This is a genomic window from Cupriavidus necator A5-1 (assembly GCF_000744095.1).
GTDB lineage: Bacteria > Pseudomonadota > Gammaproteobacteria > Burkholderiales > Burkholderiaceae > Cupriavidus > Cupriavidus necator_A.
On sequence record NZ_JQLI01000001.1, the window covers coordinates 354,696 to 380,473 of the forward strand.

Annotated in this window: 23 protein-coding genes and 4 pseudogenes; 16 read left to right on the forward strand and 11 right to left on the reverse strand. The window is 61.0% G+C overall.

Annotation, left to right across the window (positions count from 1 at the left end):
- Together K307_RS01740 and K307_RS01745 are read left to right on the forward strand one after the other, a co-directional pair.
- Complete coding sequence (locus K307_RS01740; RefSeq protein WP_042875936.1) at positions 1–1,047, forward strand: PDDEXK nuclease domain-containing protein; 1,047 nt, start codon at positions 1–3, stop codon at positions 1,045–1,047.
- Positions 1,048–1,288: 241 nt separating this feature from the next.
- Positions 1,289–2,420, forward strand: a pseudogene (locus K307_RS01745) (IS110 family transposase).
- A 1,490-nt stretch (positions 2,421–3,910) separates the two neighbouring features.
- Here K307_RS01745 and K307_RS01750 read toward each other — a convergent pair.
- From K307_RS01750 to K307_RS01775, 6 genes are all read right to left on the reverse strand, one after another.
- On the reverse strand, positions 3,911–4,267 hold the full coding sequence (locus K307_RS01750; protein WP_051974568.1) for a hypothetical protein: 357 nt from the start codon (positions 4,265–4,267) through the stop codon (positions 3,911–3,913).
- Positions 4,264–5,292, reverse strand: coding sequence for an MFS transporter (locus tag K307_RS01755; RefSeq protein ID WP_080744825.1), 1,029 nt, complete (start codon positions 5,290–5,292; stop codon positions 4,264–4,266). The genes K307_RS01750 and K307_RS01755 overlap by 4 nt, the downstream gene beginning before the upstream one ends.
- The gene (locus K307_RS01760) at positions 5,273–5,686 is read right to left on the reverse strand and encodes a cupin domain-containing protein (protein ID WP_042875937.1); all 414 of its coding nucleotides are present in this window, start codon (positions 5,684–5,686) and stop codon (positions 5,273–5,275) included. Before K307_RS01760 ends, K307_RS01755 begins: the two co-directional genes overlap by 20 nt.
- 29 nt (positions 5,687–5,715) lie before the next feature.
- Complete coding sequence (locus tag K307_RS01765) at positions 5,716–7,086, reverse strand: NAD-dependent succinate-semialdehyde dehydrogenase (RefSeq protein WP_042875939.1); 1,371 nt, start codon at positions 7,084–7,086, stop codon at positions 5,716–5,718.
- Between the two features lie 65 nt (positions 7,087–7,151).
- Entirely contained in the window at positions 7,152–8,129 is a 978-nt protein-coding gene (locus K307_RS01770; protein WP_042875941.1) for a Bug family tripartite tricarboxylate transporter substrate binding protein, read from the reverse strand.
- An 84-nt stretch (positions 8,130–8,213) separates the two neighbouring features.
- The gene (locus K307_RS01775; protein WP_155301025.1) at positions 8,214–9,008 is read right to left on the reverse strand and encodes an SDR family NAD(P)-dependent oxidoreductase; all 795 of its coding nucleotides are present in this window, start codon (positions 9,006–9,008) and stop codon (positions 8,214–8,216) included.
- 198 nt (positions 9,009–9,206) lie between these two features.
- On the opposite strand from K307_RS01775, the gene K307_RS01780 reads away from it, so the two are divergent.
- The 10 genes and pseudogenes from K307_RS01780 to K307_RS45190 form a co-directional block, all read left to right on the forward strand.
- Positions 9,207–10,145 (forward strand): LysR family transcriptional regulator, encoded by a 939-nt coding sequence (locus tag K307_RS01780; protein WP_042881049.1) that lies wholly within the window; start codon positions 9,207–9,209, stop codon positions 10,143–10,145.
- A 573-nt stretch (positions 10,146–10,718) separates the two neighbouring features.
- Positions 10,719–11,180 (forward strand): excisionase family DNA-binding protein, encoded by a 462-nt coding sequence (locus tag K307_RS01785; RefSeq protein ID WP_042881050.1) that lies wholly within the window; start codon positions 10,719–10,721, stop codon positions 11,178–11,180.
- A 70-nt stretch (positions 11,181–11,250) separates the two neighbouring features.
- Positions 11,251–11,754, forward strand: coding sequence for a PIN domain-containing protein (locus K307_RS01790; protein ID WP_230625407.1), 504 nt, complete (start codon positions 11,251–11,253; stop codon positions 11,752–11,754).
- A gap of 279 nt (positions 11,755–12,033) precedes the next feature.
- Positions 12,034–12,510: an IS66-like element accessory protein TnpA gene (gene tnpA / locus K307_RS01795; RefSeq protein WP_042875946.1), complete on the forward strand. Its 477-nt coding sequence runs from the start codon at positions 12,034–12,036 to the stop codon at positions 12,508–12,510.
- Complete coding sequence (gene tnpB / locus K307_RS01800) at positions 12,510–12,863, forward strand: IS66 family insertion sequence element accessory protein TnpB (protein ID WP_042875947.1); 354 nt, start codon at positions 12,510–12,512, stop codon at positions 12,861–12,863. The genes tnpA and tnpB overlap by 1 nt, the downstream gene beginning before the upstream one ends.
- Positions 12,864–12,920: 57 nt before the next feature.
- Positions 12,921–14,285, forward strand: a pseudogene (gene tnpC / locus K307_RS01805) (IS66 family transposase); the annotation flags it as partial.
- A 180-nt stretch (positions 14,286–14,465) separates the two neighbouring features.
- A complete protein-coding gene (locus K307_RS01810) occupies positions 14,466–15,722 on the forward strand; it encodes a site-specific integrase (protein WP_042875949.1) in 1,257 nt (418 codons plus the stop codon).
- The gene (locus K307_RS01815) at positions 15,719–16,669 is read left to right on the forward strand and encodes a tyrosine-type recombinase/integrase (RefSeq protein WP_042875951.1); all 951 of its coding nucleotides are present in this window, start codon (positions 15,719–15,721) and stop codon (positions 16,667–16,669) included. Before K307_RS01810 ends, K307_RS01815 begins: the two co-directional genes overlap by 4 nt.
- A complete protein-coding gene (locus tag K307_RS01820) occupies positions 16,662–17,669 on the forward strand; it encodes a tyrosine-type recombinase/integrase (RefSeq protein ID WP_042875952.1) in 1,008 nt (335 codons plus the stop codon). Before K307_RS01815 ends, K307_RS01820 begins: the two co-directional genes overlap by 8 nt.
- A gap of 166 nt (positions 17,670–17,835) precedes the next feature.
- Positions 17,836–18,063 (forward strand): annotated as a pseudogene (locus tag K307_RS45190) (transposase domain-containing protein); the annotation flags it as partial.
- A 97-nt stretch (positions 18,064–18,160) separates the two neighbouring features.
- Here K307_RS45190 and K307_RS01825 read toward each other — a convergent pair.
- Entirely contained in the window at positions 18,161–18,460 is a 300-nt protein-coding gene (locus K307_RS01825) for a hypothetical protein (protein WP_155301026.1), read from the reverse strand.
- Positions 18,461–18,503: 43 nt separating this feature from the next.
- Here K307_RS01825 and istA point away from each other — a divergent pair.
- Together istA and istB are read left to right on the forward strand one after the other, a co-directional pair.
- Positions 18,504–20,019, forward strand: a pseudogene (gene istA, locus K307_RS01830) (IS21 family transposase).
- Between the two features lie 117 nt (positions 20,020–20,136).
- Positions 20,137–20,904, forward strand: a complete 768-nt coding sequence (gene istB / locus K307_RS01835) for an IS21-like element helper ATPase IstB (protein ID WP_042875955.1) — start codon at positions 20,137–20,139, stop codon at positions 20,902–20,904.
- A gap of 105 nt (positions 20,905–21,009) precedes the next feature.
- Here istB and K307_RS01840 read toward each other — a convergent pair whose 3' ends face one another.
- Entirely contained in the window at positions 21,010–21,237 is a 228-nt protein-coding gene (locus K307_RS01840; protein ID WP_042875957.1) for a hypothetical protein, read from the reverse strand.
- A 463-nt stretch (positions 21,238–21,700) separates the two neighbouring features.
- On the opposite strand from K307_RS01840, the gene K307_RS01845 reads away from it, so the two are divergent.
- Entirely contained in the window at positions 21,701–22,729 is a 1,029-nt protein-coding gene (locus K307_RS01845; RefSeq protein ID WP_042875959.1) for an IS630 family transposase, read from the forward strand.
- Here the strand turns inward: K307_RS01845 and K307_RS01850 are convergent.
- Positions 22,724–23,233, reverse strand: coding sequence for a cold shock and DUF1294 domain-containing protein (locus K307_RS01850; protein ID WP_080744828.1), 510 nt, complete (start codon positions 23,231–23,233; stop codon positions 22,724–22,726). The two genes, K307_RS01845 and K307_RS01850, sit on opposite strands and share 6 nt — an antisense overlap.
- 160 nt (positions 23,234–23,393) lie before the next feature.
- Complete coding sequence (locus tag K307_RS48885) at positions 23,394–23,645, reverse strand: hypothetical protein (RefSeq protein WP_230625408.1); 252 nt, start codon at positions 23,643–23,645, stop codon at positions 23,394–23,396.
- Positions 23,646–23,763: 118 nt separating this feature from the next.
- Between K307_RS48885 and K307_RS01855 the strand changes: the two genes are divergently transcribed.
- A complete protein-coding gene (locus K307_RS01855) occupies positions 23,764–24,399 on the forward strand; it encodes a restriction endonuclease (protein WP_230625409.1) in 636 nt (211 codons plus the stop codon).
- A gap of 1,040 nt (positions 24,400–25,439) precedes the next feature.
- On the opposite strand, the gene K307_RS45195 is transcribed toward K307_RS01855, so the two are convergent.
- Positions 25,440–25,724, reverse strand: a complete 285-nt coding sequence (locus K307_RS45195) for a septal ring lytic transglycosylase RlpA family protein (protein ID WP_080744829.1) — start codon at positions 25,722–25,724, stop codon at positions 25,440–25,442.
- Positions 25,725–25,778 lie beyond the last annotated feature (54 nt).

Genomic DNA, 25,778 nt, shown 5'->3' on the forward strand with positions numbered 1-25,778 from the left:
ATGGCTTCGCTACTTCTGCCTGCCGACTACGTCGACTGGCTTGCTTCGCTCAAATCCCGAATCGGACGCACCCAGCAACGCGCGGCGCTTGCGGTCAACCAAGCCTTGGTCGCCCTGTACTGGGATATCGGCAAGGAAATACTCGAACGGCAGTCGAGGCAAGGATGGGGGGCCAAAGTAATCGATCGCCTAGCGCAGGATTTGCGGCAAGCATTCCCCGATATGAGCGGCCTGTCGCGCTCCAACCTGATGGCGATGCGAGCCTTCGCAGAGGCGTGGCCGGATGCGGCAATTGTCCAACAGCTTGTTGGACAATTGCCTTGGGGGCACAACCAGGTACTGTTACAGAAACTCAAATCGGTCGAGCAGCGCGCATGGTATGCACAGCAGGCACTAGCGCATGGCTGGTCCCGAGCGGTACTCCTGGCGCAGATCGAAACCCGGTTGATTGACCGCGCAGCGCAGGCACCGAATAACTTCGCTGCTCAGTTGCCATCGCCACAGTCCGATTTGGCCCGCGCCACGCTCAAGGATCCCTACGTCTTCGATTTTTTGAGTTTGCGTGCCGACGCGACCGAACGAGACCTGGAGGCAGCGCTCGTCGATCATATAACTCGTTTCCTCCTCGAACTTGGGGCTGGCTTCGCCTATGTCGGCCGACAGGTTCACCTCGAAGTTGGAGGCGATGACTTCTATCTTGATCTACTGTTCTATCACCTCAAGCTTCGCTGCTATATCGTCATCGAACTGAAGACTGGCGCCTTTAAACCCGAGTATGCTGGTCAAATCAGTTTCTATCTGTCGGCAGTTGACGCCCAGATGAAAAGCGAGGCGGACCATCCGACCATTGGACTGCTCCTATGCCAGGAGCACAATCGGCTAGTGGTGGAATACGCGCTACGCGGCATGGGCAATCCGATCGGCGTGGCTCAGTACCAGTTCGTTGCAGAACTCCCGGCCGAGCTGCAGGAAAGCCTGCCGAGCGTCGAAACATTGACGCAAGAACTGGAGCTGGACGTCCGGCCGGAGAATGGTGATTCAGAGTGAGACCGGCCGCGGTGCTTTAAAACGGGGAAAGTTTGCGGCCCAACTGGAAGCTTGCCTATGATCCCCACGGCCTCAGCTTCCCGATCTCTGGCCGGCCCTGGCCACGGGTTAGTCAGTATGACTCCCCTGAGGGGCAGGAGGGCTGGCCTGCCGCGAGGAATCAAACGCGGGTTAGCATGACTGCCAGAGCCGCACGGTGTGGACAGCGCCACACCCGGCGATTTCCAGCGCGGAGGCCAGCATGGAACACGATATCACTTTGTATGTCGCTCTGGACGTCCATAAGGACTCGATCACCGTCGCCTATGCACTCGGCATGGGCGAGGTGGAACAACTCGGCAAGATCGGTACCTCGAAGGCGGATATCGACCGCCTGTGCAAGCGCCTCCAGTCCAAAGCGCGCCATATCCGGATCGTCTACGAGGCAGGCCCTTGCGGCTATGGTCTTTACCGCGAGCTCTTCCAGAAGGGATTCGACTGTATCGTGTGCGCGCCGTCGCTAATCCCGAAAAAGCCTGGTGAACGCGTCAAGACCGATCGGCGCGATGCCGTCAAGCTCGTGCGATCGCTGCGCGCCGGCGACCTCTCGGCGGTGTACGTGCCCAGTGTGGAGGACGAAGCGTTCCGGGATCTGTCACGCGCGTGGGTCAGCGCCAAAGACGATCTGAAGCGGGCCCGGCAACGCCTGAAGGCCTTTCTGCTCTCGCACGGTATCCGCTACACCGGCAGAGCCGACTGGGGACCGGCGCACCGGCACTGGATCAGTGCATTTGCGTTCGACACCGTGTGGCAACAACTTGCCTTTGAAGAATATCGACGTGCCATCGAGGATCGGCTCGCGCAATGCAGCCGTCTCGAAGCGGCCTTGCGCGAAGCCGTGGTCAACTGGCGCTTCTATCCGGCCGTACTGGGCTTGCAGGCCATGCGCGGCGTGCAGTTCACCACAGCCATAGGCATCCTCGCCGAGTTGGGCGATCTCTCGCGCTTTGTCCATCCGCGCCAACTGATGGCCTGGCTCGGCGTGACGCCCGCTGAACACTCATCGGGAGAAAAACGGCGGCAGGGCAGCATCACCAAGAACGGCAATAGCTATGCAAGAAAGCTTCTCATCGAAGCCGCCTGGAGTTACCGGCACCCGGCACGCGTGAGCCCCGAGATTCAGCGCCGGCACGAAGGCATCCCCAAGGCCATCGTTGACCGGTCCTGGGACGCCCAGATTCGACTGTGCCGGCGCTATCGGAAACTTGCCGCACGCGGCAAGAACCCCAACATTGCGGTGGTCGCGGTGGCCCGCGAACTTAAGCGGGTTCATCTGGGACATCAGCCGGCTTGCGATGTCGCTTGCCGTACCGAACGAGGCGCGGGCAACGTAACCCAGCACTGGCCTAGCAACATATTTGACACCTACTGTAGAGCCAGTTTCCTGAAGGCGGCGTAGCCCGGCACCACGAGCAACCCGCGCTCCAGCTAGGCAACGGACTTCATCCGACTTGCGGCATTAGATAGCGGCAGGCTCATTGGGCGGACCTCTGTAATGCGGTAGCCAACCCGCGGATATCAGCTTGATCCACCGTCGAGACTTACTGCTACGTCGCCCTCAGGAAATTGGGCCCCAATATGGAACTGTGAAACTGAACCAAACCAATCTCGATTGACACCGGGAGTCATATCAGCTGGATTGCTCGTTCAACATAACGTCCGATCACGGAAAAATTGCTCGGAGGTATGTTGGAGGCGGAAGGGTGCTTAGCGGCCTGCCGAATCCGTGCGCACCTCAGCAGGCAGTCGAGCAGGCGCTGGAACGCGAAGCAAAGTCGAAATGCGCGGCGGCATATACGGCGTTGCACGCCCAGACTTCTTCACCGTTCTTATAAAAGGTCACCCATTTGCCGGCGCTGACGCAGTGGGCGCCAGGGAAGACCTCATCATGGTCATTCGGACCGTCTAGCGGAAAGGGCGCGTGGGGCGTGGCCCAGTAGTGGCCGCCCGGGAGGGGCGCGATCGCTTTTGGGGACATTTTCGTCAGCACCGCAATGTGGTGTCACACAACGCACTCTCCGCCACGCCGCGGCGAAACGGAGGCCGTGTCAATCCTGCAACGGCGTGGCGCCGTCTTGTGCCATCCTCGTGTAGTCTCGCTACCAAATCACCTCCTGCTATCCGGTGCGATTTCCATGGCACGATACCTTCAATTTGCGGCCCGTGCTTTCAGCGTCGGCGCAATCATTGTGATCGTCGCCATCGTCTCCCGACAAGTATATCTGCGCAGCGCAGCGCCGCGGAAGCCGGCATAGCCGGCGCTGATGAGGAACCTCGGCAATGATGTTGATCCGCTGCGAGACGATGCACAACCGCCTTCACAACCGGCACAGTTCCGCAGACACTGCGGATGCTGACGAGCAGCCACGTGCTCGTTGTAGGGAGTATTGAGTTCGGACAATGCCTGCTCAGTCCGGCAGTCACGCGGCTTGCGTGACGCTGGCGGGCTGTCCAATTCTGGAAGCAAGTTGATGATTTTTGGCTTGCTTCGTCGCCGCTTGGATGACCCAAACTCGCGCAGTCGCATAGGCGAGGGTGACCTACCGATCTGCTGCCGGCGTTCGTAAGAAGCTTCCTTGCAGGAATGCGAGCGCGATGCACCCTGCGCGGCCCGGCCAGGCAGCGCCTGGCGCTCGAGCAGGACGAGCGGCTTGGACCAACTCCCTGGGCGTAAGCACACCGGCCACGCGGGTGAAGAATGCGCATCGCACCGCACAAACACGCCTGACTGGGCCGACCTCATATGATCTGGAATGCGGCCCCTAGCGCCGATCTTTGTATCACGCTGCAGCAAAGATGCCATTGCCATGAAGTCAGACACCCATCACCGTATCGCGACGCTGTCATCTGGCGAAAGCCTGGACCACTGGGCCGACGAACTGCCCTTGGCCCTCACGCTCGAAGTCGCCCGACCGGCCTTCTGCCGATCCGGCGTTTCCGCCACTGCAAAAGCCGGGCGCACCACGCCTACATCGACGTCGTTCAGATCGTGAGGCCGTTCCACGTTGTCAATCCTGCGGGTCCCAATCACCTCGAGTGTAGCCGAGCAGATCACCAGCGCATTGGAGAACCGGGCGCGGATGAATTTTTCGAGATTCCCGTCCTCCGGATATTCGCACCAGGTACCTCCGAGGCGCGCCAGGGACTTCTTGAATGTCTCGATGGCGGGGGGCAGGATCATTGGCCTGCGTTTCCCAGTTTCGGCGTGTCCGGGCCGAAGGACTTTGTCGCTGAACTTTCCCAGGAGCATGCCGAACAGCACTGCGCAGCCGTATGGCAACGCCGTGTGGATGGCAGCCTCCTTGATGTCCTGCCTTTGGTTGCCTGCAAATAGCTGGGCAGCCAGGTCAGGAAAAGGTATTGGGTGTACACGGCACACCGCGGTGTGAGGGCCCACATGCTCCTCGACTTCAGCAAGCCGGCCAGGCCGACACCTCCGCTCATTGCCGCTGTCGCGTCGGACCCCGCGGCAACGTCGGCAGCCTCCGGTCGCGAATTGCGGAACCAGATCATCCACGGAGCGAGCCTTAGGAGGCCGACGGCCCCTGCAAGCATGAATGCGGCGCGCCAGCCGAAGACAGATACCAGCCATCCAATGATCAATGCGCCAAACGCCGGGCCGGCGTAGGCGCCACTGTTGAAGATGGTGGTGGCGTACCCTCGGTTCTTCGCGGGCACCCGGTCACGGATGAACTTGTTGGCGCACGGGTAGCTGGTTGCCTCGCCAGCGCCCATGACCAGCCGCGCCGCGAAGAACGCCGGGAAACTGCCCACCAGTCCCGTGAACACGGTGGCGATCGACCACACGCCCATGCCGCCTGCGCAGACCCCTCTTGCGCCGTACTTGTCGGCGAGAATGCCCGACGGGATCAGGCAGAGCAGGTAAGTCCAGAGGAATGACGAGAAGAGATAGCCCTTTTGCACCGGGCCCAGGTGGAACTCGGCAGCGATAGGCTTGGCGGCGACCGAGAGCGCTACGCGGTCAAGATAGTTGATGAGGAGCCCATGGTGAAGAGCAGCAGGTACACCGCCACCATGCTTCGTGGGTTTGAGGATTTCACAATGTCTCCTGTTCTTGTCCGCCGCCGTGATCCAGGCGGGGTGCAGCCTCCCATGGGACGCTTGCTTGAATTGCCCGAGGGGCGGGCTTCCCTGCCTGGCGCGTGCCAGCAGGGAAGCCCTCGATTTACGTGTTGTGTTCGGCAGCGATGGGACGGGTTTCGCCGGTCTCCACCAGGGTTCGGCTCGCGTTCATCGACCCGTAAATCCAGAGAATCTTCATAGGTGCCGTTGCCGAAGCATTGCGGAAACGGTGCGGAACATTCGGGGGAATGAAGGTGGCATCGCCCCGCTTGACGGGAATCGATTGCCCATCGATGTCAAAAATGGCCTCCCCCTCGATCAGCACGACACTCTCTTCGGTATTGTGATGATGGAAAGGGATCTCCGCGCCGCCGGCAAACTCGGTGTACCCCGTGATGAAAGCCGTGGCCCCGACCATCTTGCCTACCAGGGGGGTCGTGCGGGCGCCGCCGCCCCGGTCATGGGTCTGGATGGTATCGGGCTTCAGCAGCACGGAGTTGGATGCGGTCTTGATCATGGCGTTGACTGGAGAATGAGGAGGAAGGATCAGTGGGTGGGGCCGACCCACACCGTCTTGATGTTGGTGAATTCGCGGATGCCAAACTCGCCGAGTTCGCGGCCGTAGCCGGATTGCTTCACACCGCCAAAAGGAAGGCGCGGATCGGAGGCGACCAGCCCGTTGACAAACACGGCGCCGGCTTCGATTTGCCTGCTAAGGATATGGGCGCCCGCCAGGTCGTTGGTCCAGAGTGCGGCGCCCAGGCCAAATTCCGTGGCGTTCGCAACTTCGATTGCCTGCTCGGCGCTGCTGACCCGGATCACCGCCGCGGCAGGCCCGAACGTCTCCTCCACAGCCGCGGCCATGGGCGGCGTGACCCTGTCCAGAATGGTCGGTGCGTAGTAGAAGCCCGGCCCGTCGAGCGGGCGCCCGCCCAGCACAATCACGGCGCCGGCATCGACAGAGCGCTCCACCTGCGAGTGCAGATCGCTGCGCAAGTTGGCGCGCGCCAGAGGTCCTATGGTTGTGTGGCGATCCATGGGGTCGCCAACTTTCAGCAAGCGCGTCCCGGCACAGAACGCGGCAACGAACTGATCGGCAACCGCCTCTTCGACGATGAATCGCTTGGCGGAAATACAGCTCTGACCCGTGTTCGAGAACCGGGCTTTCACTGCCATCCTGGCCGCGGCTTCGACGTCCGCATCGGCCAGCACGATAAACGGGTCGGAGCCGCCAAGTTCCAGGACCTGCTTCTTCATGAGGCTTCCGGCCTGGGCAGCGATCAGTTTCCCGACGGCTGTGGAGCCGGTCAGCGTCACGGCGGCGACGCGCGCATCGGCCAGCACGCCCGCGACGTCCAATGCTTCGATCATCAGGGTGGTGACCAGGCCCTTGGGCGCGCCCGCTTCGCGGAAGACGTCCGCCAGCGCGAGCGCGCATTGCGGCACGTTATTGGCATGCTTGAGCAATGCTGCATTGCCCGCGGCCAGGGCGGGGGCCGCAAAGCGGATGAACTGCCAGAAGGGGTAGTTCCACGGCATCACCGCCAGGACGACGCCCAGCGGGTCGAACACCACCCGGCTGTCCGCCGCACTGCTGGGAACACGGAGGTCAGCCAGAAAGGCCGGCGCTGACTCGGCGTAGAACTCGCAGGTCCACGCCGATTTCTCGATCTCGGCTGCCGCCTCCGCGATCGGCTTGCCCATCTCGGCAGTGATCATGGCAGCAAACCGCGCCTGATGACGGCGAAGCACCGCGGCCACTGCCTTCAGGAGTGCGCAGCGTTCGTGAATCGGTTGCATGCGCCATGCTTGCTGGGCAAGCGTGGCCGAACGCAGCTTGTGCTCGATGTCGTCGGGACGGTCGAGCGGATAGCGCTCGATCTCTGCACCGGTCGAAGGGTTGACTGAGACAATCATGGGTAAAAGTAGGTAGCAGGTTGTTTAGCGTTTGCGGCGATGGCAAGGTGACGCCTGTGGCAACGTCAGAGTTGTTCACTGACGAGGACCTTGCGTCGAATCAGGTCTTCCAGGATGCCGGAGTCCTTTGCCAGTCTTGCCTTGAATTCCTCAGGCGTGCTGTTCACGACGTCAAACCCGTTCTGGGTGAACCGCTTCGCGATCTCGGGGTTGCGCATCACCTCCGCCGTGGCCGACACGATCTTTCGCCGGACGTCTGCCGGCAGGCCGCTGGGGGCTGCCAAGCCAACCCAGGTGGGGTACTCCAGTCCGGGAATGGACTCACTCATGGTCGGAACACCCGGGAGCAGTGCGGACCGTTTCGATGATCCGACGGCAATGGCCCGGACCTTGCCGGCCTGGATATGCGGAAGCAGCACGGATACCCCCGCGAACGCGAAATCGATGTGTCCGCCGAGCAGGTCCGTAATCATCGGCGCCGCTCCCTTGTAGGGAACGTGGGTCGTTTTCAGTTGGCGCGCCAATGCCATCTGGGCACTGTTGACGTGCCCGGCCGACGCCACGCCCGACGTGCCATACGTAGTGCCCGGATGGGCTTTGAGGTAGGCGATCAGCTCTTCCAGGTTCTTGACGGGCAGATCGCCGCGGGTGACCAGAATTTGCGGCGTCGTCACCAGGAGGTTCAGGTAGTCGAACGACTTGAAGGTGTCGTAGCGCAACCCCTTCATGATCTGGTAGTTGGCCGCTTGCGTATCCAGCGCAAGCATCAGCGTGTAGCCGTCGGGCTTCGAACGGGCGACCTCTGCAGCGCCGATGGATCCGCCGGCGCCAGGCTTGTTTTCGATCACGACAGGTTGTCCCAGCTTCTCGCCGAGGGCCACGCTGATGATGCGAGCCGTCTGATCGACGGCACCGCCGGCCGCGAACGGGACGATCAGGCGGATCGGTTGATGGGGATACCCCTCTGCCGAAACCAATGCGCTGGCACTGGCGCAGACAGCGAATACGGTGGCGTTGAAAAGGCGTCGATAGATGGATGCCATGGTTGTCTCCGATCTTTTTTTTTATCCGGCCAGTTCCTGCAATCGCATGAGCCTGGCTGGGTACAGGTGCGGGGCGTTAGGGAATTAAGGCGTGCTGGCGATCAGGCCGCCGTCGACGACGATCTCGGTGCCGGTGACATAACGGCTCTCGTCGGCGGCCAGGAACAGGGCGGCATGGGCCGTGTCCCAGGCGTCGCCCATGTATTTCATGGGAATCTGGTTGTTCCGGCGGGCCAGGAAGCCTTCCGGGTCACCCTGCGCATATTTCTGGACCAGGTTATCGAGAAGCGGCGTATGCATGAGGCCTGGCACCACGCAGTTCAGCCGGATACCTTCTGCGGCGTGGATCACGGCTGTCGTTTTCGTGAACTGGATCAGCGCCGCCTTGGCCGCTGCATAAGCAACTTGGGGCTTGCCAACGTAGCGCAGGCCAGCGACAGAAGATACGTTGATGACAGAGCCGGCGCCCTGCTTGCGCATGATCGGCAGCACATGCTTGCAGGCGAGATACGCGCCTTTCAGGTTCACCTGGATCTGAGCGTCCCAGACTTCTTCCGTCATATCAACGGGTCCGCCGGGCTGCGACAGGCCAACGTTGTTGACCAGGATGTCGATGCGCCCATACCGCTCGAAGCACTCGTTGACCACGCGCTCCACGTCATGGGTTTTGGTGGAGTCGCACTGCACTACGTGGGCGTGGCTGCCTTCTTCCTGGATGAGCTTGCGCGTTTCTTCGGCATTCGCCAAATTGAGGTCGGTGCCGAAGATCCTGGCACCCTGCCGGGCCATCAGGACCGCCATGGTTCTTCCATTGCCCCATCCCTGGGCCACTGCGCCACATCCCATGATGAGGGCAACCTTGTCGGTCAGTTTCAGCATTCGATTGATCTCCTTTATGGCATCGCGACCTGTCATGCCGGTCAGCGTTGGGAGAAATCGTAAGCAGGGCCGATTGATAAGGGAAATTCTTTATACCTATTTAATGATAGAATTTATGAATAAATAGACCGCGGCCCTGGCAGCCTAGATCTCCTCGATCCGCCAGCTGGGTCGGATCTCTTGTTATGAGGAATGCGCGTGAATGTGACACCACGTCAACTCAGAATCTTCCTGGCCCTTGCCGAGTCGCTCAATTTCAGTCGTACGGCCGAGAAGTTTTTCGTGACACAGCCGTCCCTCAGCAAGGCTGTGAAGGACCTAGAGGACGCGTTGGGCGTCGTGTTGTTCGAACGCTCCACGCGCTCAGTGCGGCTGACAGCGGCCGGTGAGCGCATGACCTCACTGGCGCGGCGCGTGGTCGGGGAATTCGATACCGGTCTGCAGCGTCTGCAGGGCCTGGCGGACCATGAAGCCCACCACGTCGCCATCGCGGCGATCCCGTCGCTGGCAAATGCCGTGCTCCCGGGGGTCTGCGCGAACCTGGATAATCACTTTCCCGAGCCGCGCTTCACGATCTACGACGGCACCAACGCGTCCACGATTCTGCGCCTGGTCAACTATCAGGTGGATTTCGCCCTGGCCTCCGCAGCGCCGTCGCACCCGGAGCTGGAGTACGAGGAGGTCATGCGCGACCGCTTTGCGCTGCTGGCGCCGGAGGGGTGGGAGACGTCGGTGCGACCGACCATGCGAATGGAAGAACTGCTCGACCTGCCGCTGATCAGCGGAACTGACGCGAGTACCGCCAAGGAGTACGTCAGCGCGGCGTTCCTGCAGCGGGGCATTGTCTTCCGTCCGAAGCTCTCATTTGACCAGGTGGCCACTGCGGCGGGATTTGTACGCCAGGGGTTGGGGATAGCGATACAGCCCTACCTGGGCATCATGCCGCTCCTGGATCTGCGGGGGATGCGTCTCTGCCAGATTGAGGATGGTCCGATCCGGTCAGTTGGAATCGTACGGCGCAAAGGCTCGCCCTTGTCGCCGATCGCCGAAAAAGCGCTGGAGGAGGTGCGTGCCGCCGCCGGGAAGCTGGTGCAGCATCTGCCGGCATGGATTCACCCGCCTGCGCCCTCGCCTTGATCCCCGGGAGATGCGCATTGACGGGCGCTTGATGTGCAAGGAGACGGGGCACCTCGATCGGGACGGCCGAGGTGGTCATTGGCTACGCCGTCGGCGGCTGAAAAGGCCAATGACGCGACAAGAGTGATTGGCGAGTGAGCGTCCGCTACCTACTGCGGAGCGGCCGTTTGAGCGTCTGCGGGCGCACGCCGGCGAATGGCTGGAGCCGACAACTGCCGTTGGGCTTTCAGCCGCAGTGCGCGCGGCCTGGGAGGGCATGAGGCGACCGCGCGAGCTCTGGCCGGCGGTCGCCGCGGACGCGCGTTAGGGCACGATAATGGGGCCTTATCATCCAGGACGGCGCCGCCTCGCGCTTTTTTCTGAGCGCAATCGCCCACGGGTTGGCGTCCCATGCGCCTGCGCCATTCGTGTGCGGTGTTGCATGGCAAGCTTTGTGCCTAAAAAGCCACAATCGCCGAACTCACACGCACACGTGACTACAAATCATCTTCACTGAGGTCCAATCGTTTCGGATATTGCGAATTCGATTATTTCGAATTACTATGCACTCACATGTACGATCCGGGGACTTCCATGCACGCAACCATCACCAACACGATGCTGCCTTCGGCAGACGAAAGTGCTATCGCTCGGGAATCGAGCCGCAGCCTGGCGGTGGCCTTGGACAGCCGATCCGATACGCAGCAATTCGATTTCAAGACTGACAAGGGCGAGTTGCATAGTGTCACATTGCCCACCTCTGCGCTGAGGCTTCTCGTCGAGGTTCTCGCGGAAATCGGCCAAGGGAACGCCGTCTCCGTCATTCCCATTCACGCCGAGCTGACGACGCAAGAGGCGGCGGACCTGCTTAACGTCTCTCGACCATACTTGGTTCAGCTTCTGGAAAAGGGCGAGATTCCCTTCCGTAAAGTCAACACGCATCGGCGCGTCCTCTATCAGGACGTTGTCAGCTACAAGCAGCGCATTGATGACGAGCGACGCAAGGCACTAGACGAACTCGCAGCGCAGGCCCAAGAGTTGGACATGGGCTATTGAGCATGACTTCCAACTTCGCTGTGTCTACGATGCCTGCGTTCTCTATCCTGCTCCGCTGCGCGATCTGCTGATGCGGCTCGCGCTGACCGACCTGTACCGTGCAAAGTGGACGAATCAAATTCATGACGAGTGGATTCGCAACCTCCTCGCGCGGCGGCCGGAGCTTTCCGCGGATCGCCTTGCAGGCACGCGCGAACTGATGAACCGAAGTGTTCGCGATTCGCTAGTTAGCGGCTATGAGCACCTTATTGAGTCCATTGAGTTGCCTGATCCTGACGATCGACATGTGGTTGCGGCCGCAATTCATAGCGGCTCGGAGGCAATCATCACGTTCAATATGAAGGACTTCCCGGAAGCCGCACTCAAGGAGTTCAACGTCGAGGCGATCCACCCGGATGATTTCGTCGTGGACCTCTTTGATCTGAATGCGGGGAAGGTCCTGACGGCAGTGGCGGAACACCGTGCATCTCTGAAGAATCCACCGAAGTCTCCTTCGGAGTATTTGACTACCCTTTCGGCGCAAGGCCTGACGCAAACGGTGTTGATCCTAACGCAGTACAGTCTGGCAATCTGAATCCCCGGCCTCATCTTGGCATTCCGCCGCGACCGATGCTCGGCCTCCAGACGTCGTGGCAAGGCGGCGACGATCGGATATCTGTATTGTTCGGGGACCTTGCGTTTCGCTGAGTTTTTCCCAGTCAGGGACATTGACTACACAATGTGTAGAGATTGGACTGACTTACGCACCTGAGAAACATACCAGGGCTGTGTAAGCGCGAAATTAGCCGCACCTAGCGTTTGCGGCTGAGAGCGGGCAGGCTTGCGTCCGCAACCACTATTTGCGGACGCAAGCATGATGGACAACGAATGTGAAGTTCCGCCGCTGAGGGTGATCCGTGTTCGCTCCAACGGAAAACGCGACTTTGACCCGGGGGATAAGCGCCGCCTGGTCGAGGCGTGTCTGCGGCCAGGGGTCTCGGTGTCAGGGATGGCCCTCAAGCTCGGCATCAATACGAACCAGTTGCGCAAGTGGATCCAGCTACACCAAGTGGCAAATGAAGCCGCCGCGGCCGGTAGTGCTGAATCTGCGTTGCCAGCGTTCGCACCGGTCGTCGAGATTAGCGGCGTAACGCGCGTCCCGGAGTCGGCGGTGGCGCTGGAACGTCTGCGGACCCAAGCGCCTGCTGCCCCTCAGCCATCGCCGCGTCTGCCACTGCAGCCGGCGCTACTGACGGCGCGGTTGCCTAACGGCGTGACGGTCGAGCTAGAATGCGGCGGGCAGGACGTTGCGCTGGTAAAGGCAATGATCGAAGCGTTGGGAGCGCGTTGATGTTCCGGCTCGACGCTGACCTGCAGGTCTACCTGCACCGCAATGCGGTGGATTTCCGCCTGGGGATCAATGGGTTGGTTGCCCTGGTGGAGCAGTCAATGCAGCTTGATCCCTTTGCCCGCGCCGTCTACGCCTTTCATAACCGTCGGCGCAATCGCATCAAGCTGTTGCTATGGGACCGCAACGGGTTCTGGTTGCTGCTCAAGCGCCTCGAGGAAGACCGCTTCGTGTGGCCACGGCGTCAGCAGACGGTGGTCGAACTGACGACCGAGCAGTTGCACTGGCTGCTGGACGGTATCGACGTGGATGCCATGCAGCGGCACCCGTCGCGCAAATATCAGCACACGGCTTGATTGTTGTTCGGTGTGACGTATACCTAATTGCGCCGCGGCTGCACTATCGTGTTCAGCATGAACGAACACGACTTCTCCCGATTGCCGCCGGCCGCCCAGGCCTATATCCGCGAGCTCGAAGCGCAGGCTACCACCAACGCCCAGCACATCGCTGAGTTGACCGAGCGCATCAAGCTCCTTGAGGAACAATTCCGCCTCGCGCAGTCCAAGCGCTTCGCACCAAGCAGCGAGAAGCTCAAGGACCGCGTGTTCGATGAGGCTGAGCAGATGGCTACCGCGGCGCTGGCCGACGACGATGAGGATGGCGCGCTCACGCCGCTGGACACGGGGCTGCCAGAGCCTGATAAGCCCGCAGGCCGCAAACGTGGCCGCAAGCCGCTGCCGGCGGAGTTGCCACGCCAGCGCATCGAGTACGACCTGACCGAAGACCAGAAGATCTGCACGTGCTGCCAAGGAGCGATGCACCGCTTGGGCGAGGAAGTTAGCGAGCAGTTGCACATCGAAACAAAAGTCTCCGTGCTGCAGCATGTCCGCTTCAAATACGCGTGCCGGCAATGCGAGCGCAATGCCGAACGCACGCCGGTGTTGATCGCGCCAATGCCGACGCAACCACTGCCGGGCAGCAATGCGAGCGCGGCAATGCTGGCGACGGTGACCACCGGCAAGTACGTGGACGGCACGCCGCTGTACCGGATGGAAGACGCGCTGGGTCGCGCCGGCATTGCAGTCGGCCGTGGCACACTGGCCAACTGGATCATCCGGCCCGCGCAACTGCACTACAGCCGGTTGTACGACGCATTGCGCCGCACGCTGCTGTCGCAACCACTGATCCATGCGGACGAGACGACGGTGCAGGTGCTCAAGGAGGAAGGCAAGGCCGCGCAGAGCAAGTCGTACATGTGGTGCTATCGAAGCGCCGAGGATAGCGACGAGCCGGTTGTGCTGTTCGACTACCAGCCCGGACGCGGCCAGGAATACCCGCAGGCATTCCTGGCCGGCTACGCCGGCATGCTGATGACCGACGGCTACAGCGCCTGGCGTACCCTTGAGTGCCCGAAGCACTTTGGTTGCATTGCCCATGCCAGGCGAGCGTTTGTCGATGCGCTCAAGGGGCAGAAGAAGCCCGGCGGCCGTGTAGCTCAGGCCCTCGAATACTTCAAGGCCCTGTACCAGGTCGAGGCGCTCGCCAAAGCAGATCTGCCCGAAGGTCAAACGCGTGTCGACTACACGTACCAACTGCGCCAACAGCACAGCGTGCCGCTACTTGCGGCGTTCAAGACATGGCTGGACGAACATGCGCCGCTGGTATTGCCCGAGAGCCTGCTGGGCAAGGCGATTGCCTACACGCGTAACCAGTGGGAGTACCTGAGCCGCTACGTTACCGACGGGCGAGCGGCGCTGGACAACAACATCATCGAACGTCTATGGATTCGAATCCATAGTCTTTCTTATCCACGTGACAGAATTATGCAGGGTCCTCACGAGTTCATGGTCGCGTAGCAGGCTGGGCTGGCTCTGTTGCAGCGCACCGGGACACGCTCTTGCTGAACATAATAAATGGTGCTTTGCTGAGGGACTCGATTGCCTCAGAGGAGAGCTACCATGGACGAGGATCGGCTCGGAGTTCGATCGTGGCGTGAGCTCGAAGAGAGTGTTCTTGCGGCGAGCCGCCAGGCGTATGTCGGCTACCTTCAAAGTCACGGCTATGCGCTTCACACCATCGGACATTATCTTGCCAGCGTCGCGCACTTCTCACGCTGGCTTACCAGAAAGCGCATCAGGCTCGATCAGATCGACGAGAATCTGGTACGTCAATTCATCTCCGTGCACCTGCCTGACTGCGACTGTCCTGGGAGAAGTAAGTGTGCATTGAATTTCACGAGGGCGGCACTCAAGCATTTGCTTAAGGTGCTTCGCGCGGAAGGTCGCATCCCACTACGGTCGTCCTTATTGCCAAGTGCTATCGTCGAGGAACTAGGCCGTCTGGATAGTTATCTTGACGAGATCCGTGGTCTCGCCGCGAGCACCCGCTGCAACCATCTGGACCACGTGCGTGACTTCCTGGTCGATCAATATGGTAATCGCCGCATTGATCCCAGTCGCATTAAGCCGAGCCATGTGCTGCATTTCGTCGTCGAGCGAAGTAAGGGGTGCAATCCGTCGACCGCCGGCGCTATCGCCAGCAGCGTACGCGTCTATCTGCGCTTCCGCCAGTTCGGTGGTGACCCTACCGAGGCATTGATCGCCGCTGTACCCAAGGTGGCGGTTTGGTCAATGGCTCGCGTGCCCAGATTGCTGACGCAAGGCCAACTCGCACAATTCTTGAATGCCTTCGACACGAAGACCGCATCAGGCCGACGAGATTACGCCATGGCACGTTTGCTAGTCGATCTTGGTTTGCGGGTAGGGGAAGTGGCCAGAATCCAACTCGATGACGTGGACTGGCATGAGGGAACGTTACGTATTAGAGCCGCTAAAGGCAGGCGTGTGGATCTTTTGCCGCTGCCCGTGCAAACCGGGCGCGCGCTGGTCAACTACGTGCGCTTTGGTCGCCCGCAGACCGTTAGTCGCGCGCTGTTCGTGCGGCATCGAGCCCCGCTTGATCGGCCGGTCAGCTCAGCCGTTGTACGCAGCGCGGTCAGGCTGGCCTACGCCAGATGCGGTTGGCCCAGTGCGTCGATGGGCACTCATTTGCTGCGCCACACGGTTGCAAGTCGAATGCTGGCCAACGGGGCGTCTCTCAAGGACATCGCAGATGTGTTGCGCCACCGTAGCCTTGATACAACCATGATTTACTCCAAAGTCGATTTCAGCAGCCTCGCGGCCGTGGTCGCACCTTGGCCGGGGAGGAGATCATGAATCAATTCCACTCGATGACTGCCCGGGTAGAGGACTATCTCACTGCCAGGCGGAAGCTTGGTTTCGGACTGAAGGCACAGGGAACACAGCTGTTCGCATTTGCCCGCTTTGCTGAGCGAGTTGGCCACCGCGGCCCAGTAACTCTGGAACTCGCGTTGCGCTGGGCCAGAGATTCTCACTCCACCAGACCAATTACCGCGGCGAAGCGGATCGGAGTACTGCGCCCGTTCGTCAGGTACCTTCAGCAGTTTGAACCTGCCACTGAGGTCCCACCATTCAAGCTACTGGGGCCCACGCATCGTCGCCCGGTGCCTCACATTTTCAGTAACGCGGAGGTCGAGGAACTCTTGGCCGCGGCTGGACGGTTGCCCCCGGCAGGGGGGCTGCAGCCAGCAACTTACGAGACGCTCTTTGGCCTGCTTGCTGCTACCGGTATGCGTATTTCGGAGGCGCTCCGGCTTGAACGTGCGGATGTAATGCTTGAGGCCGGCATGCTGAACGTTAGCAAAAGCAAATGCCGCAGATCCCGTCTAGTCCCCTTGCATGAGACGACCATCGCCGCTCTTCAGCGTTACGCTCAGTTTCGTGACCAGTTGCTCCCACTCGCAGCTGACGACAACTTCTTCCTGTCTCCGTGGGGACGAGCGCTGAAGCTCGGTACAGTGGAGGATACCTTCTGCAGACTACGCCGGCGGCTTGGCTGGGTCGCCCGAGGCGATTATCCGGCGCCGCGCATCTTCGATCTCAGGCATGCGTTTATCACGAACTGCCTGCTCCGATGGTATCAGAACCAGATCAATGTCGATAACGCGATCGCCGCCTTGTCCACTTATGTGGGGCATGTTCGCGTCAGCGACACGTATTGGTACGTTAGCGCCATCCCGGAACTGATGGCGCTGGCCGCTCGACGCTTCGAGCGATACGCCCAGGAGACTCCAAATGACTAGCTCAGATCCGGCAGCGCGCTTCTCGGCCTTGATTCAGCGGTTCTTTATGGAACGTTTAATCGAGCAGCGCAACGTTAGCCCTCGCACGGTGGCCAGCTATCGCGACACCTTTCGCTTACTGTTCAGCTTCGCTGAAGCGCATCTGCACAAGCCGCCGCATAAGCTGCGGTTGGCCGATTTTAGCGCAGACCTGATTCTCGCCTTTCTCAAGTATCTGGAGATCGCGCGTCACAACACCATCCGCAGCCGCAACGCGCGACTAGCAGCAATCCGCTCTTTTGCCCACTATGCGACGTTGCTTGAGCCTGCCGCGCTGCCCATTCTTCAGCGCGTGTTGGCCATCCCCATGAAGCGATTCGACAGGCCTATGGTTAGCTTCCTCAGCCGTGAGGAAGTGCAGGCCATCCTTGATTCTCCATCTGTCAACACCTGGTGTGGTCACCGCGATCAGGTCATGCTGGCTACGCTCTACAATACAGGCGCGCGCGTGTCCGAGCTCACGGCTATGCGAGTCAGGGACGTCGTATTGGACCGCAGTGCCTGCGTACACCTTCACGGCAAGGGGCGAAAAGAGCGCGCCGTGCCACTATGGCGTGCTACCGCGAAACAAATTCGCCGTTGGCTACGCCGGATCAATCCGGATCCGGATCAGTGGCTTTTTCCCAACCGCGCTGGCGGCCAGATGACCCGCTCCGGCGTGACAGACAGACTTAGGCTCGCCGCAGCCAGCGCTTCGACGCGCTGTCCGCAGCTTAAGACGAGACGCGTCTCTCCGCACATCATGAGGCACGCCACTGCCATGCATATGCTTCAGGCTGGCGTAGACCTCACGTTGATTGCGTTGTGGCTTGGCCATGAAAGCCCCGCCACCACCCATATGTACGTGGAAGCCGATCTGGCCATGAAACAGCGGGCACTAAACGCCATCCAGGCGCCGCAGTTCAAACAGCGTCGGTATCGTCCTTCAAACAACATTCTGGCCTTCCTCGATGGCCTATGATTATGCTTGCCCCGGGAGTCGCGTTCATCCGCCGCTTCCCATGGGCGTACTGTATTCCTGAACCCCTCTGGTAGCGCACGCTCGGCCCCGACTCGCCGCGGCCGGGCGCGCGACCGGCGGTAAAACACAGAAAGCAAAACTCTGCATAATTCTGTCACGTGGATAAGAACGAGATATCAGGCCGTTTGCAACCGCGAGAAGGTCGTGGCTGTTCAGCGACACTGTTGCCGGCGCGAAGGCCAGCGCGATGGTCTATAGCCTGGTGCTCACGTGCCGGGCCTGCGGCGTTGAGCCGTATGCCTATCTGCTGCACGTGCTAACCGAGTTGCCGCAGCGTGCCCCGGACGCGGACGTCACCGACCTGCTGCCGTTCAACTTCGCCAAACACCAATAGCGCTGCTGCGCCTGCCGCCTGAACGACGAACCGGCTGCAACCAAGGCGCCGATCGGCCATATGGGGCACTCGCCCGTTACACGGTAACGAGCGAGCATTACCGGATCGCTTTGAAATAGAGGTCCCATTGCTCCGAATCCGGATCGAGCCGGCGCACGATTGCGTCGTCGGCTCGAACTATCAGCCGCTCCAGCATCTGACTGCGTATTCCGGCCGATCGTGACCAGTCATTCCGGATTATCGTGACCGCGGATTCCGGCATCGTGACCGGCATTTCCGGTTTATCGTGACCAGCCGTTCCGGCGATCGTGACCGGCTCGCCGGGGAGCCATCTCACCACTGACGTGGTGGCGTCCGGCTTGCCATGATCCGGTTGGGGATGTTGCGTATTGTTCAACCCAGGCTGTGGATAACCTTCTGCGTTTTTGCACGGAGAAGCGATGCCCAAGCCCCCCATGACGATACGCATGATCAAAGACGTGTTACGACTCAAGCACGAGTCCGGACTGTCGCACGCCAGCATTGCCGCGGCGCTGCAAGTTTCCAAGGGCGTGGTGTCCAAGTATGTGTCGCTGGCCGCTGAGGCCGGACTGGCATGGGACCAGCTACGCGACCTCGACGAGGCGGCGATCGCCGCCCGCCTGCTGCCCAGCGCACGCAACAGCGCCTACGTGTCGCCGGACTATGCCCGCATCCATCAGGACCTGCGCCGCAAGGGCGTCACGCTGACCCTGCTGTGGCAGGAATATGTCGAGGCGCATCCCGGCGGCAAGACCTACCGGCACACGCAATTCTGCGAGCGCTACCACGCCTGGGCTAAGAGCCTGAAGCGCTCAATGCGCCAAACTCACAAGGCCGGTGAGAAGCTGTTCGTCGACTATGCCGGACCGACCATCGCCGTAGCCGACGGCGGCCGCGCCCACGTGTTTGTGGCGGCGCTCGGCGCTTCGAGCTTCACCTTCGCATGCGCCACGCCGCGCGAGACGATGGTGGACTGGATTGCCTCGATGGTGCGTGCCCTGACCTTTATCGGCGGCAGCCCTGAACTGATCGTCCCAGACAACCCGCGCGCCTTGATTGCCAATGCCGACCGTTATGAGCCGCGTGCTAACGAGACGGTGCTCGACTTCGCGCGCCATTACGGCACCTCGGTGCTCCCTGCCCGCGCACGGCGTCCGCAGGACAAGGCGAAGGTCGAGGTGGCAGTACAGATCGTCGAGCGCTGGATCCTGGCCAGACTGCGCCATCAGCGCTTCGAGACCGTGCATGCGGTTGACCGGGCGATTGCGGCGCTGCTGCCCGCGCTCAACGAGCGCCCCTTCCAGAAGCTGCCGGGTAGCCGCGCCAGTGCCTTCGCCGCCCTGGATGCGCCGGCGCTGCGCCCATTCGGCGACGCCCTATGAGATCGCCAGGTTCCGTATCGTGAAGGTCCATGTGGACCATCACGTCGAGATCCACAAGCATCGCTACAGCGTGCCACACGCCCTGGTCGGCCAGACCCTGGAAGCGCGCATCACCGCCCATGCGGTCGAACTGCTGCACCGCGGCCAGCGCGTTGCGGTCCATGCGCGCGCGAGCACCGGCGGCTTCACCACCGTGCCCGAGCATCTGCCCGCGGCCCACCGCGCCCACCTTGAATGGACCCCGCAGCGCCTCATCCGCTGGGGCGAGCAGATCGGCGGCGCGAGCGGCGCCGTCGTGCGCCGGCTGCTCGAGCAGCACAAGCATCCGGAGCACGGCTACCGCGCCTGTCTGGGACTGCTGAACCTGGCCAAACGTTATGGCAAGGATCGTCTTGAGGCCGCCTGCGCCATTGCGCTGGAGCTCGGCGCCTATCAATACCGCCACGTCAAGAACGTGCTCGAGACCGACCGCGATCGGCTAAGCGCTCCCCGTCCCGCCGAGTGGGTCAGTCCCGACCACGCCCACCTGCGCGGCCCCAGCTACTACCAGTGACGCCGTCTGCCAGGCAGCACTAACTCCCGCGATGCGCCTCAATGGCCCTCGCACACCGCTGGGCAGCACCCGCAGTCGATCTTGCTTGCCCGGCGCTCACAACCGGAACCCAATCTCATGATGACCCATACCACGCTCGCGCAACTGCGCTCACTCAAGCTCGACGGCTTTGCCGCCGCCCTGGAAGAGCAGCTCGCTCAGCCCGGCGCCAGCGCGCTCGCCTTCGAGGAACGCCTGGCGCTGCTGATCGACCGCGAACTGCTCTGGCGCAATGACCGCAAGCTTGCCCGTCTCTTGCAGCGAGCCCGGCTCAAGTACCCCCAGGCCGCCATCGAAGACCTCGATGCCCGCCCCGGACGGGGCATTGATCGCAAACAGATCACTAGCCTCGCGCTGTCAGACTGGATCGCCACCGGACACACCGTCCTGATCGGTGGCCCGACCGGCGTCGGCAAGACCTGGCTGGCCTGCGCGCTGGCGCAGTATGCCTGCCGGCGTGGGCATTCCGTCGCCTATCTACGCGTGCCCAGGCTGGCCGAAGAGCTGCGCATCCTGCATGGCAGTGGTGGCTTCGGCAAATGGCTGCTGCAGATGGCCAAGACCGACCTGCTTGTGCTGGACGACTGGGCGGTGGCACCTCTGGATGCCATCACGCGCAATGATCTGCTTGAACTCATCGACGACCGCGGCAGCAGCCGCGGGCTGCTCATCACTTCCCAATTGCCGGTCGAACACTGGCATGGCTGGATCGGCGACCCCACCATCGCCGATGCGATTCTCGATCGACTGATGCACCGCATTCACCGCATCACGTTGGCCGGCGACTCAATGAGAAAGACTGCTCAAAAAACGAGCACCACATCCAGCGGCAGCCCCACTGCCTAGCCTGGCAGAGTAGAATCCGTCCCCGCGCAACACCCTCAACCGATCACCGGTCACGATGCCGGAATTGCCGGTCACGACCAACCGGAAACCGCGGGGAAACAGCGGTCACGATAAAGCGGAATCCGCGGTCACGATGCCGGAATCGGCGGTCACATTCACCGGAATACGCATCTGACGCTTCGTTACCGCGTAACGGCGTGCCAGGCGCGCGAGTGCGAGATCCACTTCGCTACTTACCCACATGTCCAGCCGACGTTCTCCGTTGCCATCCTTGCCCGCTGTCGCGCGCCTTGCCCGATAGGCCGCCTGCCGCTGGGCTGTCGTCTGCGCCATCCCGCACTCCTTCGTCATGGTTACCCGGTAACGTTCCGTATTGCGTACGTTACCGGGTAACAGTTCGACTCAACAAGGTGTGCTGGATTTAGCGGTTACAGGGCTGTTACTTGGCAATATCCTTGCGAACGTTCGAAATCAGTTTGGATTGCTGCATTTTGCTCTTGCATACGGCGAGGCAGATGCCTCGGCAAGAACAGATGCATCAGCGATGCTTAGGGTTTTAACGCCGGAAAGTCTGTCACCGCACATTCAACATAACGCCCGTTCTGGAGCTTTTCGTCTGTCGTTTGTTGGCCGCGGCCTTCGGCTTCCCCTTCCTCAAAGCGCAATGACGTATTGCCAAAGAACCATTGCGCCAACGTTCACGGCGACAGTGCCCCAGAACGCTACTTACTCATAAGTCAGTAACTTAGCGGACAAATGGTCTATGCTTGAGCGAAAGTCATTGAAGGGAGCGCTCATGAAACGGGACGGTCGCAGCCTGGCTCACAACACGCTTGAAGAAATGCGCATCCTGGCGGTGCAACGCATGGCCGAGGGGGAGCATCCGGATGATGTCGCGGCATCGCTTGGGATGAATCGGTCGTGGGCGTACAAGATTCGCGCCCAGGCGCGCGGCCGTGGTGTACGGGCGCTGCGCTCGACCAAAGGCACGGGTCGCCCGCGCACGCTCACGCCCGCGCAGGAGCAGCGGGTGCTGCGATGGATCAACGGCAAGAATCCGATGCAGTACGGGTTCGATTTCGGGCTGTGGACGCGCAACCTGGTTCGCGAACTGGTGCAGCAAAAGTTCGGCGTGACGCTGAGTCTGGCCTCGATCGGCGCAATGCTGGCACGCCTGAACCTGACGCCGCAAAAGCCGCTGCAGCGCGCTTACCAACGCGATCCGGAGGCAATCGATCGCTGGCGGCACGACACGTATCCGGCCATTGCCAGGCAGGCTCGTGAGCAGAAGGCGGATATCTTCTTCTGGGACGAATCGGGCTTTCGAGCTGACTCGGTGCATGGCAAGACCTGGGCGCCGCGCGGCGAAACGCCCGTAGTCGAGCGGCCGGGCCAGCGGCAAAGCATGAGCGCGGCGTCCGCCGTCAATTCGAAGGGTGCCTTCTGGTTTGCCACGTACGAAGGCGGGCTCAGCGGTGAGTTGTTCGTCACGCTGCTCAAGAAGCTGATGTTCAATCGAAAGAAGGCGGTACATCTGATCGTCGACGGATTGCCAGCGCATAAGAAAGCCATCGTCAAGGACTACGTTGCCAGTACGCAAGGAAAACTGACCTTGCATTTCCTGCCCGGTTACGCACCGGACCTCAATCCGGATGAGTTAGTGTGGAGTCACGTCAAGCGCAGCGGCGTCGCGCGCTCCCCTTTGCAAAAAGGCGAAAAGCTGGGCCCGCGAATTCATGAGCAGCTTGCACAAATTAGACGCAGCCCGAAGCTCGTGCGCTCGTTCTTCAGGCACCCATCTGTCCGCTATATTTCTGACTTATGAGTAAAACTCCCGCTTCCGGTTCTTGTGTCGAAGCAGGTGCTGGGCGGCAAGCGCGCCCGGCGAACCGCCGCAGAGCGCGAGTAGGTGCAGAGTGGTCTCAGGCGTACGCCAGGCGTTTCGGCTGGCCCGCGTCTTATCGTCTGCATAAGCGAAGAACGTGATAATGCTGGCCAGGATGCTGACAATGCCGGCCTGGCGCGGGAAATAGCCAACCAGCGCGCCGCCCACGATAAGACCCAAGGTCGCCAGACCCGCGAACACCGGCCAAGGGCTCGCGTCTGACCGCGGCTTCGGTGCACCGACGATTGCGACGTTCAGGGCTTGTATCCGGCCGTCCTTGCCTTTGCCCAGTTCAAAGTTCACGCGATCGCCAGGGGTCGGCGTCATGGATCGCGTTTGTAGCGCGGTGACGTGAAAGAAGACATCTTTCGTGTCCGCGTGGACGTCGATAAAACCAAAGCCCTTGTCTGCATGCCATGTCTTGACCCGACCTGCTTTCTTCATGGTTTTCGTCTGGTGTTGCGCGAAGGATCAAGTTTAAGGGATACCGTTAGGCGAGACGATGGCGAAATCCGCGAAGTCAGCGGGGTATATATCGGCTGCTCTGCCACCCGTAGTCGGTGGGGTGTTGGCTTGTTGCAACCCGCCTTGCATGTCAGATCGGTTAGATTTGCCAATGGCGGGACGCCGTGGCAATGACATGAAGAACAACAACAGGTAGAGAAATGGGTCGCAGGAGAAAGGGGCCGTCGCTTAGCGAGGTGTTGATGGATGCGCCGTGGTGGGTATCCGCCGCGTTGGCCGTGGGTGCGTACATTGTGTTCCGCGGAATCTTGCCAGCTATATTCGCGTCGAGTCCATTGTTGTCGGGCATTTCCGTGTTAAGCCAGTCGTTAGCCTGGGTTCCCGCCGCCATGTTCGGCTTCCTGGGTGTTCTGTCATACATCCGTGCGCGGGGTAGGGAGGGGGCCGGGCAGCAAGAAGTTCCGATGAGGGCTCGGCGCTCCCGCACAAGCCGACCGTCGTCGCCCCCCATGTCACCCCGGCACTCCGGTGAATCCGCCGAGTCAAAGGAGGCCGTTAGCCCGCCGGCGCGGACAGCACCCGTACCTGAGAAGCCAGAAATCAATAGCTGGACGCTGGATGCCCTCAAGCTGTTAGAGTGGAAGCGATTTGAGCTGCTTTGTGTTGGGTACTACGAAGCGATGGGGTTCGTGGTCAAGACTGTCCCCCATGGTCCCGATGGCGGCATCGATGCAACCTTGTACAAAGCAGGCCTGGATGTTCCCGTGGCCGTGGTCCAATGCAAAGCATGGAGTAAGCCGGTGAAGGTGGAGCAGGTCCGCGCACTTGCCGGTGTCATGCACGAACACAAGGTGCGTAGAGGCGTTTTCTGGTCGTTGTCAGGCTATGTCGGGCGGCCGGTAAAGGAGTCGGCAGACCGAGCCGGCATTCAATTACTTGATGGTGCGGGCATCGTCGAACGGATCTGCGCCCTCGATCAGTACAAGCAAGCGACGTTGCTGAAGCAGGCGTTTCGGGGCGACTACCGGACGCCGACATGCGCGGCCTGCGGAATCAAGATGGTTGAGCGGAAAGGGTCAGCCGGTGCATTCTGGGGTTGCCAAAACTATCCCGGTTGCAAGGTCAGACTGTCCCGCAACGTCTAGGAACCGGCTCGATCAGTCATCGCCGCCGCGCTCTCAGTCAACAAGGTGCCCCCGGGGAAGGCTGGCTTTCCGGCAGGCTCGAGCGCCGATTTTCTGCCTTGATACCGACACGATGCTTTAGGTTGCGAGGTATGTCTCATGAACGGTCTGCGGCATCGCCAGAGCCAGGTCTTCATCACTGGAGAGGCGGAGCTGCGCGGACGCCGGCAAGGACCTGCCGCCTCTATCCGGTCGGCTCTTCCCGACCCCTATGCGCAGGTCGCAACTATGCGTAGATGGCGTGAAATCCTCGGGTACCGGACCAACTCCGAGGGGTTTCTGGCCCGATACTGTCTGCGCATAGTTATAGCGTCCGAAGTAACCGCATGCGTGTATCCCGTGCCTATAACCGATGCATGGTTGTGTCGGCAGGCTTTATTCGTGCGAGTACCTTCTTTTCATCGAGGGTTGGCTTCGACATAACGGTGGAGTGGTCTTGGTGCTCTCGTGGCGTGCCAGAGTGTAATGACCCTGTACGGCACGCCGGATCGCGAAAGCCATCATAGCCGCCTTAAGTGGCACCACCACTTCAGTCTGCAGCGGAAACTATGCTCAGCGCTCCACTGAACCGCCATGCCAGAAGCTGCGCCGCCGCCGGACTCGATCAGACGCCCTGCGCGACCTACGCATAGTTGCGACCTGCGCATAGGGGTCGCTGCAAATCTCTGCATAGCGACCCATTGCGGCCTGTCGACCCAGCGTGACATCTATGGCGGCTTTCAAGGTACAACGGCCGCTCGTCGATTCGCATGGGGGACGGAGTTCGGCCATTGCCGATGAAACAGTCGCGGGCTAGGCGGCGGCCTTACGCCCTTCACCACATAACACTGCCTGTTGTCGGGGCGTCCCGCCGCGAAGGTCCGCTGTTTGGAGGTTCTTTCCGTGCCGCCCTATCAAGAGGAAATCTCCGCGGTCGCGATCACGGCGACAAAGACACTAAGTGGCACAAGGTGCGTAAATTCGTGGTGGCGCAGAACGGTCAAAACCGCAGCCGCAATCGATCAACGTTCAATCTGCACGCGCATCGACCGCGCGTCTGGCAAGCCCAAGGCTTCCGCCGCAGCGTAAGAGAGATCGATAATCCGGCCTTTGACGTATGGTCCGCGATCGTTGATGCGAACGACAACCGACTTTCCGGTAGCCAACGATCTGACGCGCACATAGCTGCCGAGCGGTAATGTTCGATGGGCGGCAGTCAAGGCGCCGCCATCGTAGCGTTCTCCGTTTGCGGTCAGATGCCCCTGGAACGTTGCCGAATACCATGACGCCTCGCCGGATTGCAACATCTCGTGCTCGTGCCGAGGGCGACAGGAATCAGCTCTGCACGCAGCATGCTTGGA

Excerpts from the sequence above, each read along its gene's own strand:
- K307_RS01740 (WP_042875936.1), top strand. The coding sequence starts at position 1 with ATGGCTTCGCTACTTCTGCCTGCCGACTACGTCGACTGGCTTGCTTCG.
- K307_RS01750 (WP_051974568.1), bottom strand. The coding sequence starts at position 4,267 with ATGATCCTGCCCCCCGCCATCGAGACATTCAAGAAGTCCCTGGCGCGC.
- K307_RS01760 (WP_042875937.1), bottom strand. The coding sequence starts at position 5,686 with ATGATCAAGACCGCATCCAACTCCGTGCTGCTGAAGCCCGATACCATC.
- K307_RS01765 (WP_042875939.1), bottom strand. The coding sequence starts at position 7,086 with ATGATTGTCTCAGTCAACCCTTCGACCGGTGCAGAGATCGAGCGCTAT.
- K307_RS01770 (WP_042875941.1), bottom strand. The coding sequence starts at position 8,129 with ATGGCATCCATCTATCGACGCCTTTTCAACGCCACCGTATTCGCTGTC.
- K307_RS01775 (WP_155301025.1), bottom strand. The coding sequence starts at position 9,008 with ATGCTGAAACTGACCGACAAGGTTGCCCTCATCATGGGATGTGGCGCA.
- K307_RS01785 (WP_042881050.1), top strand. The coding sequence starts at position 10,719 with ATGCACGCAACCATCACCAACACGATGCTGCCTTCGGCAGACGAAAGT.
- K307_RS01790 (WP_230625407.1), top strand. The coding sequence starts at position 11,251 with ATGCGGCTCGCGCTGACCGACCTGTACCGTGCAAAGTGGACGAATCAA.
- tnpA (WP_042875946.1), top strand. The coding sequence starts at position 12,034 with ATGATGGACAACGAATGTGAAGTTCCGCCGCTGAGGGTGATCCGTGTT.
- tnpB (WP_042875947.1), top strand. The coding sequence starts at position 12,510 with ATGTTCCGGCTCGACGCTGACCTGCAGGTCTACCTGCACCGCAATGCG.
- K307_RS01810 (WP_042875949.1), top strand. The coding sequence starts at position 14,466 with ATGGACGAGGATCGGCTCGGAGTTCGATCGTGGCGTGAGCTCGAAGAG.
- K307_RS01815 (WP_042875951.1), top strand. The coding sequence starts at position 15,719 with ATGAATCAATTCCACTCGATGACTGCCCGGGTAGAGGACTATCTCACT.
- K307_RS01820 (WP_042875952.1), top strand. The coding sequence starts at position 16,662 with ATGACTAGCTCAGATCCGGCAGCGCGCTTCTCGGCCTTGATTCAGCGG.
- istB (WP_042875955.1), top strand. The coding sequence starts at position 20,137 with ATGATGACCCATACCACGCTCGCGCAACTGCGCTCACTCAAGCTCGAC.
- K307_RS01840 (WP_042875957.1), bottom strand. The coding sequence starts at position 21,237 with ATGGCGCAGACGACAGCCCAGCGGCAGGCGGCCTATCGGGCAAGGCGC.
- K307_RS01845 (WP_042875959.1), top strand. The coding sequence starts at position 21,701 with ATGAAACGGGACGGTCGCAGCCTGGCTCACAACACGCTTGAAGAAATG.
- K307_RS01850 (WP_080744828.1), bottom strand. The coding sequence starts at position 23,233 with ATGAAGAAAGCAGGTCGGGTCAAGACATGGCATGCAGACAAGGGCTTT.
- K307_RS48885 (WP_230625408.1), bottom strand. The coding sequence starts at position 23,645 with ATGGCGGCGGGAACCCAGGCTAACGACTGGCTTAACACGGAAATGCCC.
- K307_RS01855 (WP_230625409.1), top strand. The coding sequence starts at position 23,764 with ATGTCACCCCGGCACTCCGGTGAATCCGCCGAGTCAAAGGAGGCCGTT.
- K307_RS45195 (WP_080744829.1), bottom strand. The coding sequence starts at position 25,724 with ATGTTGCAATCCGGCGAGGCGTCATGGTATTCGGCAACGTTCCAGGGG.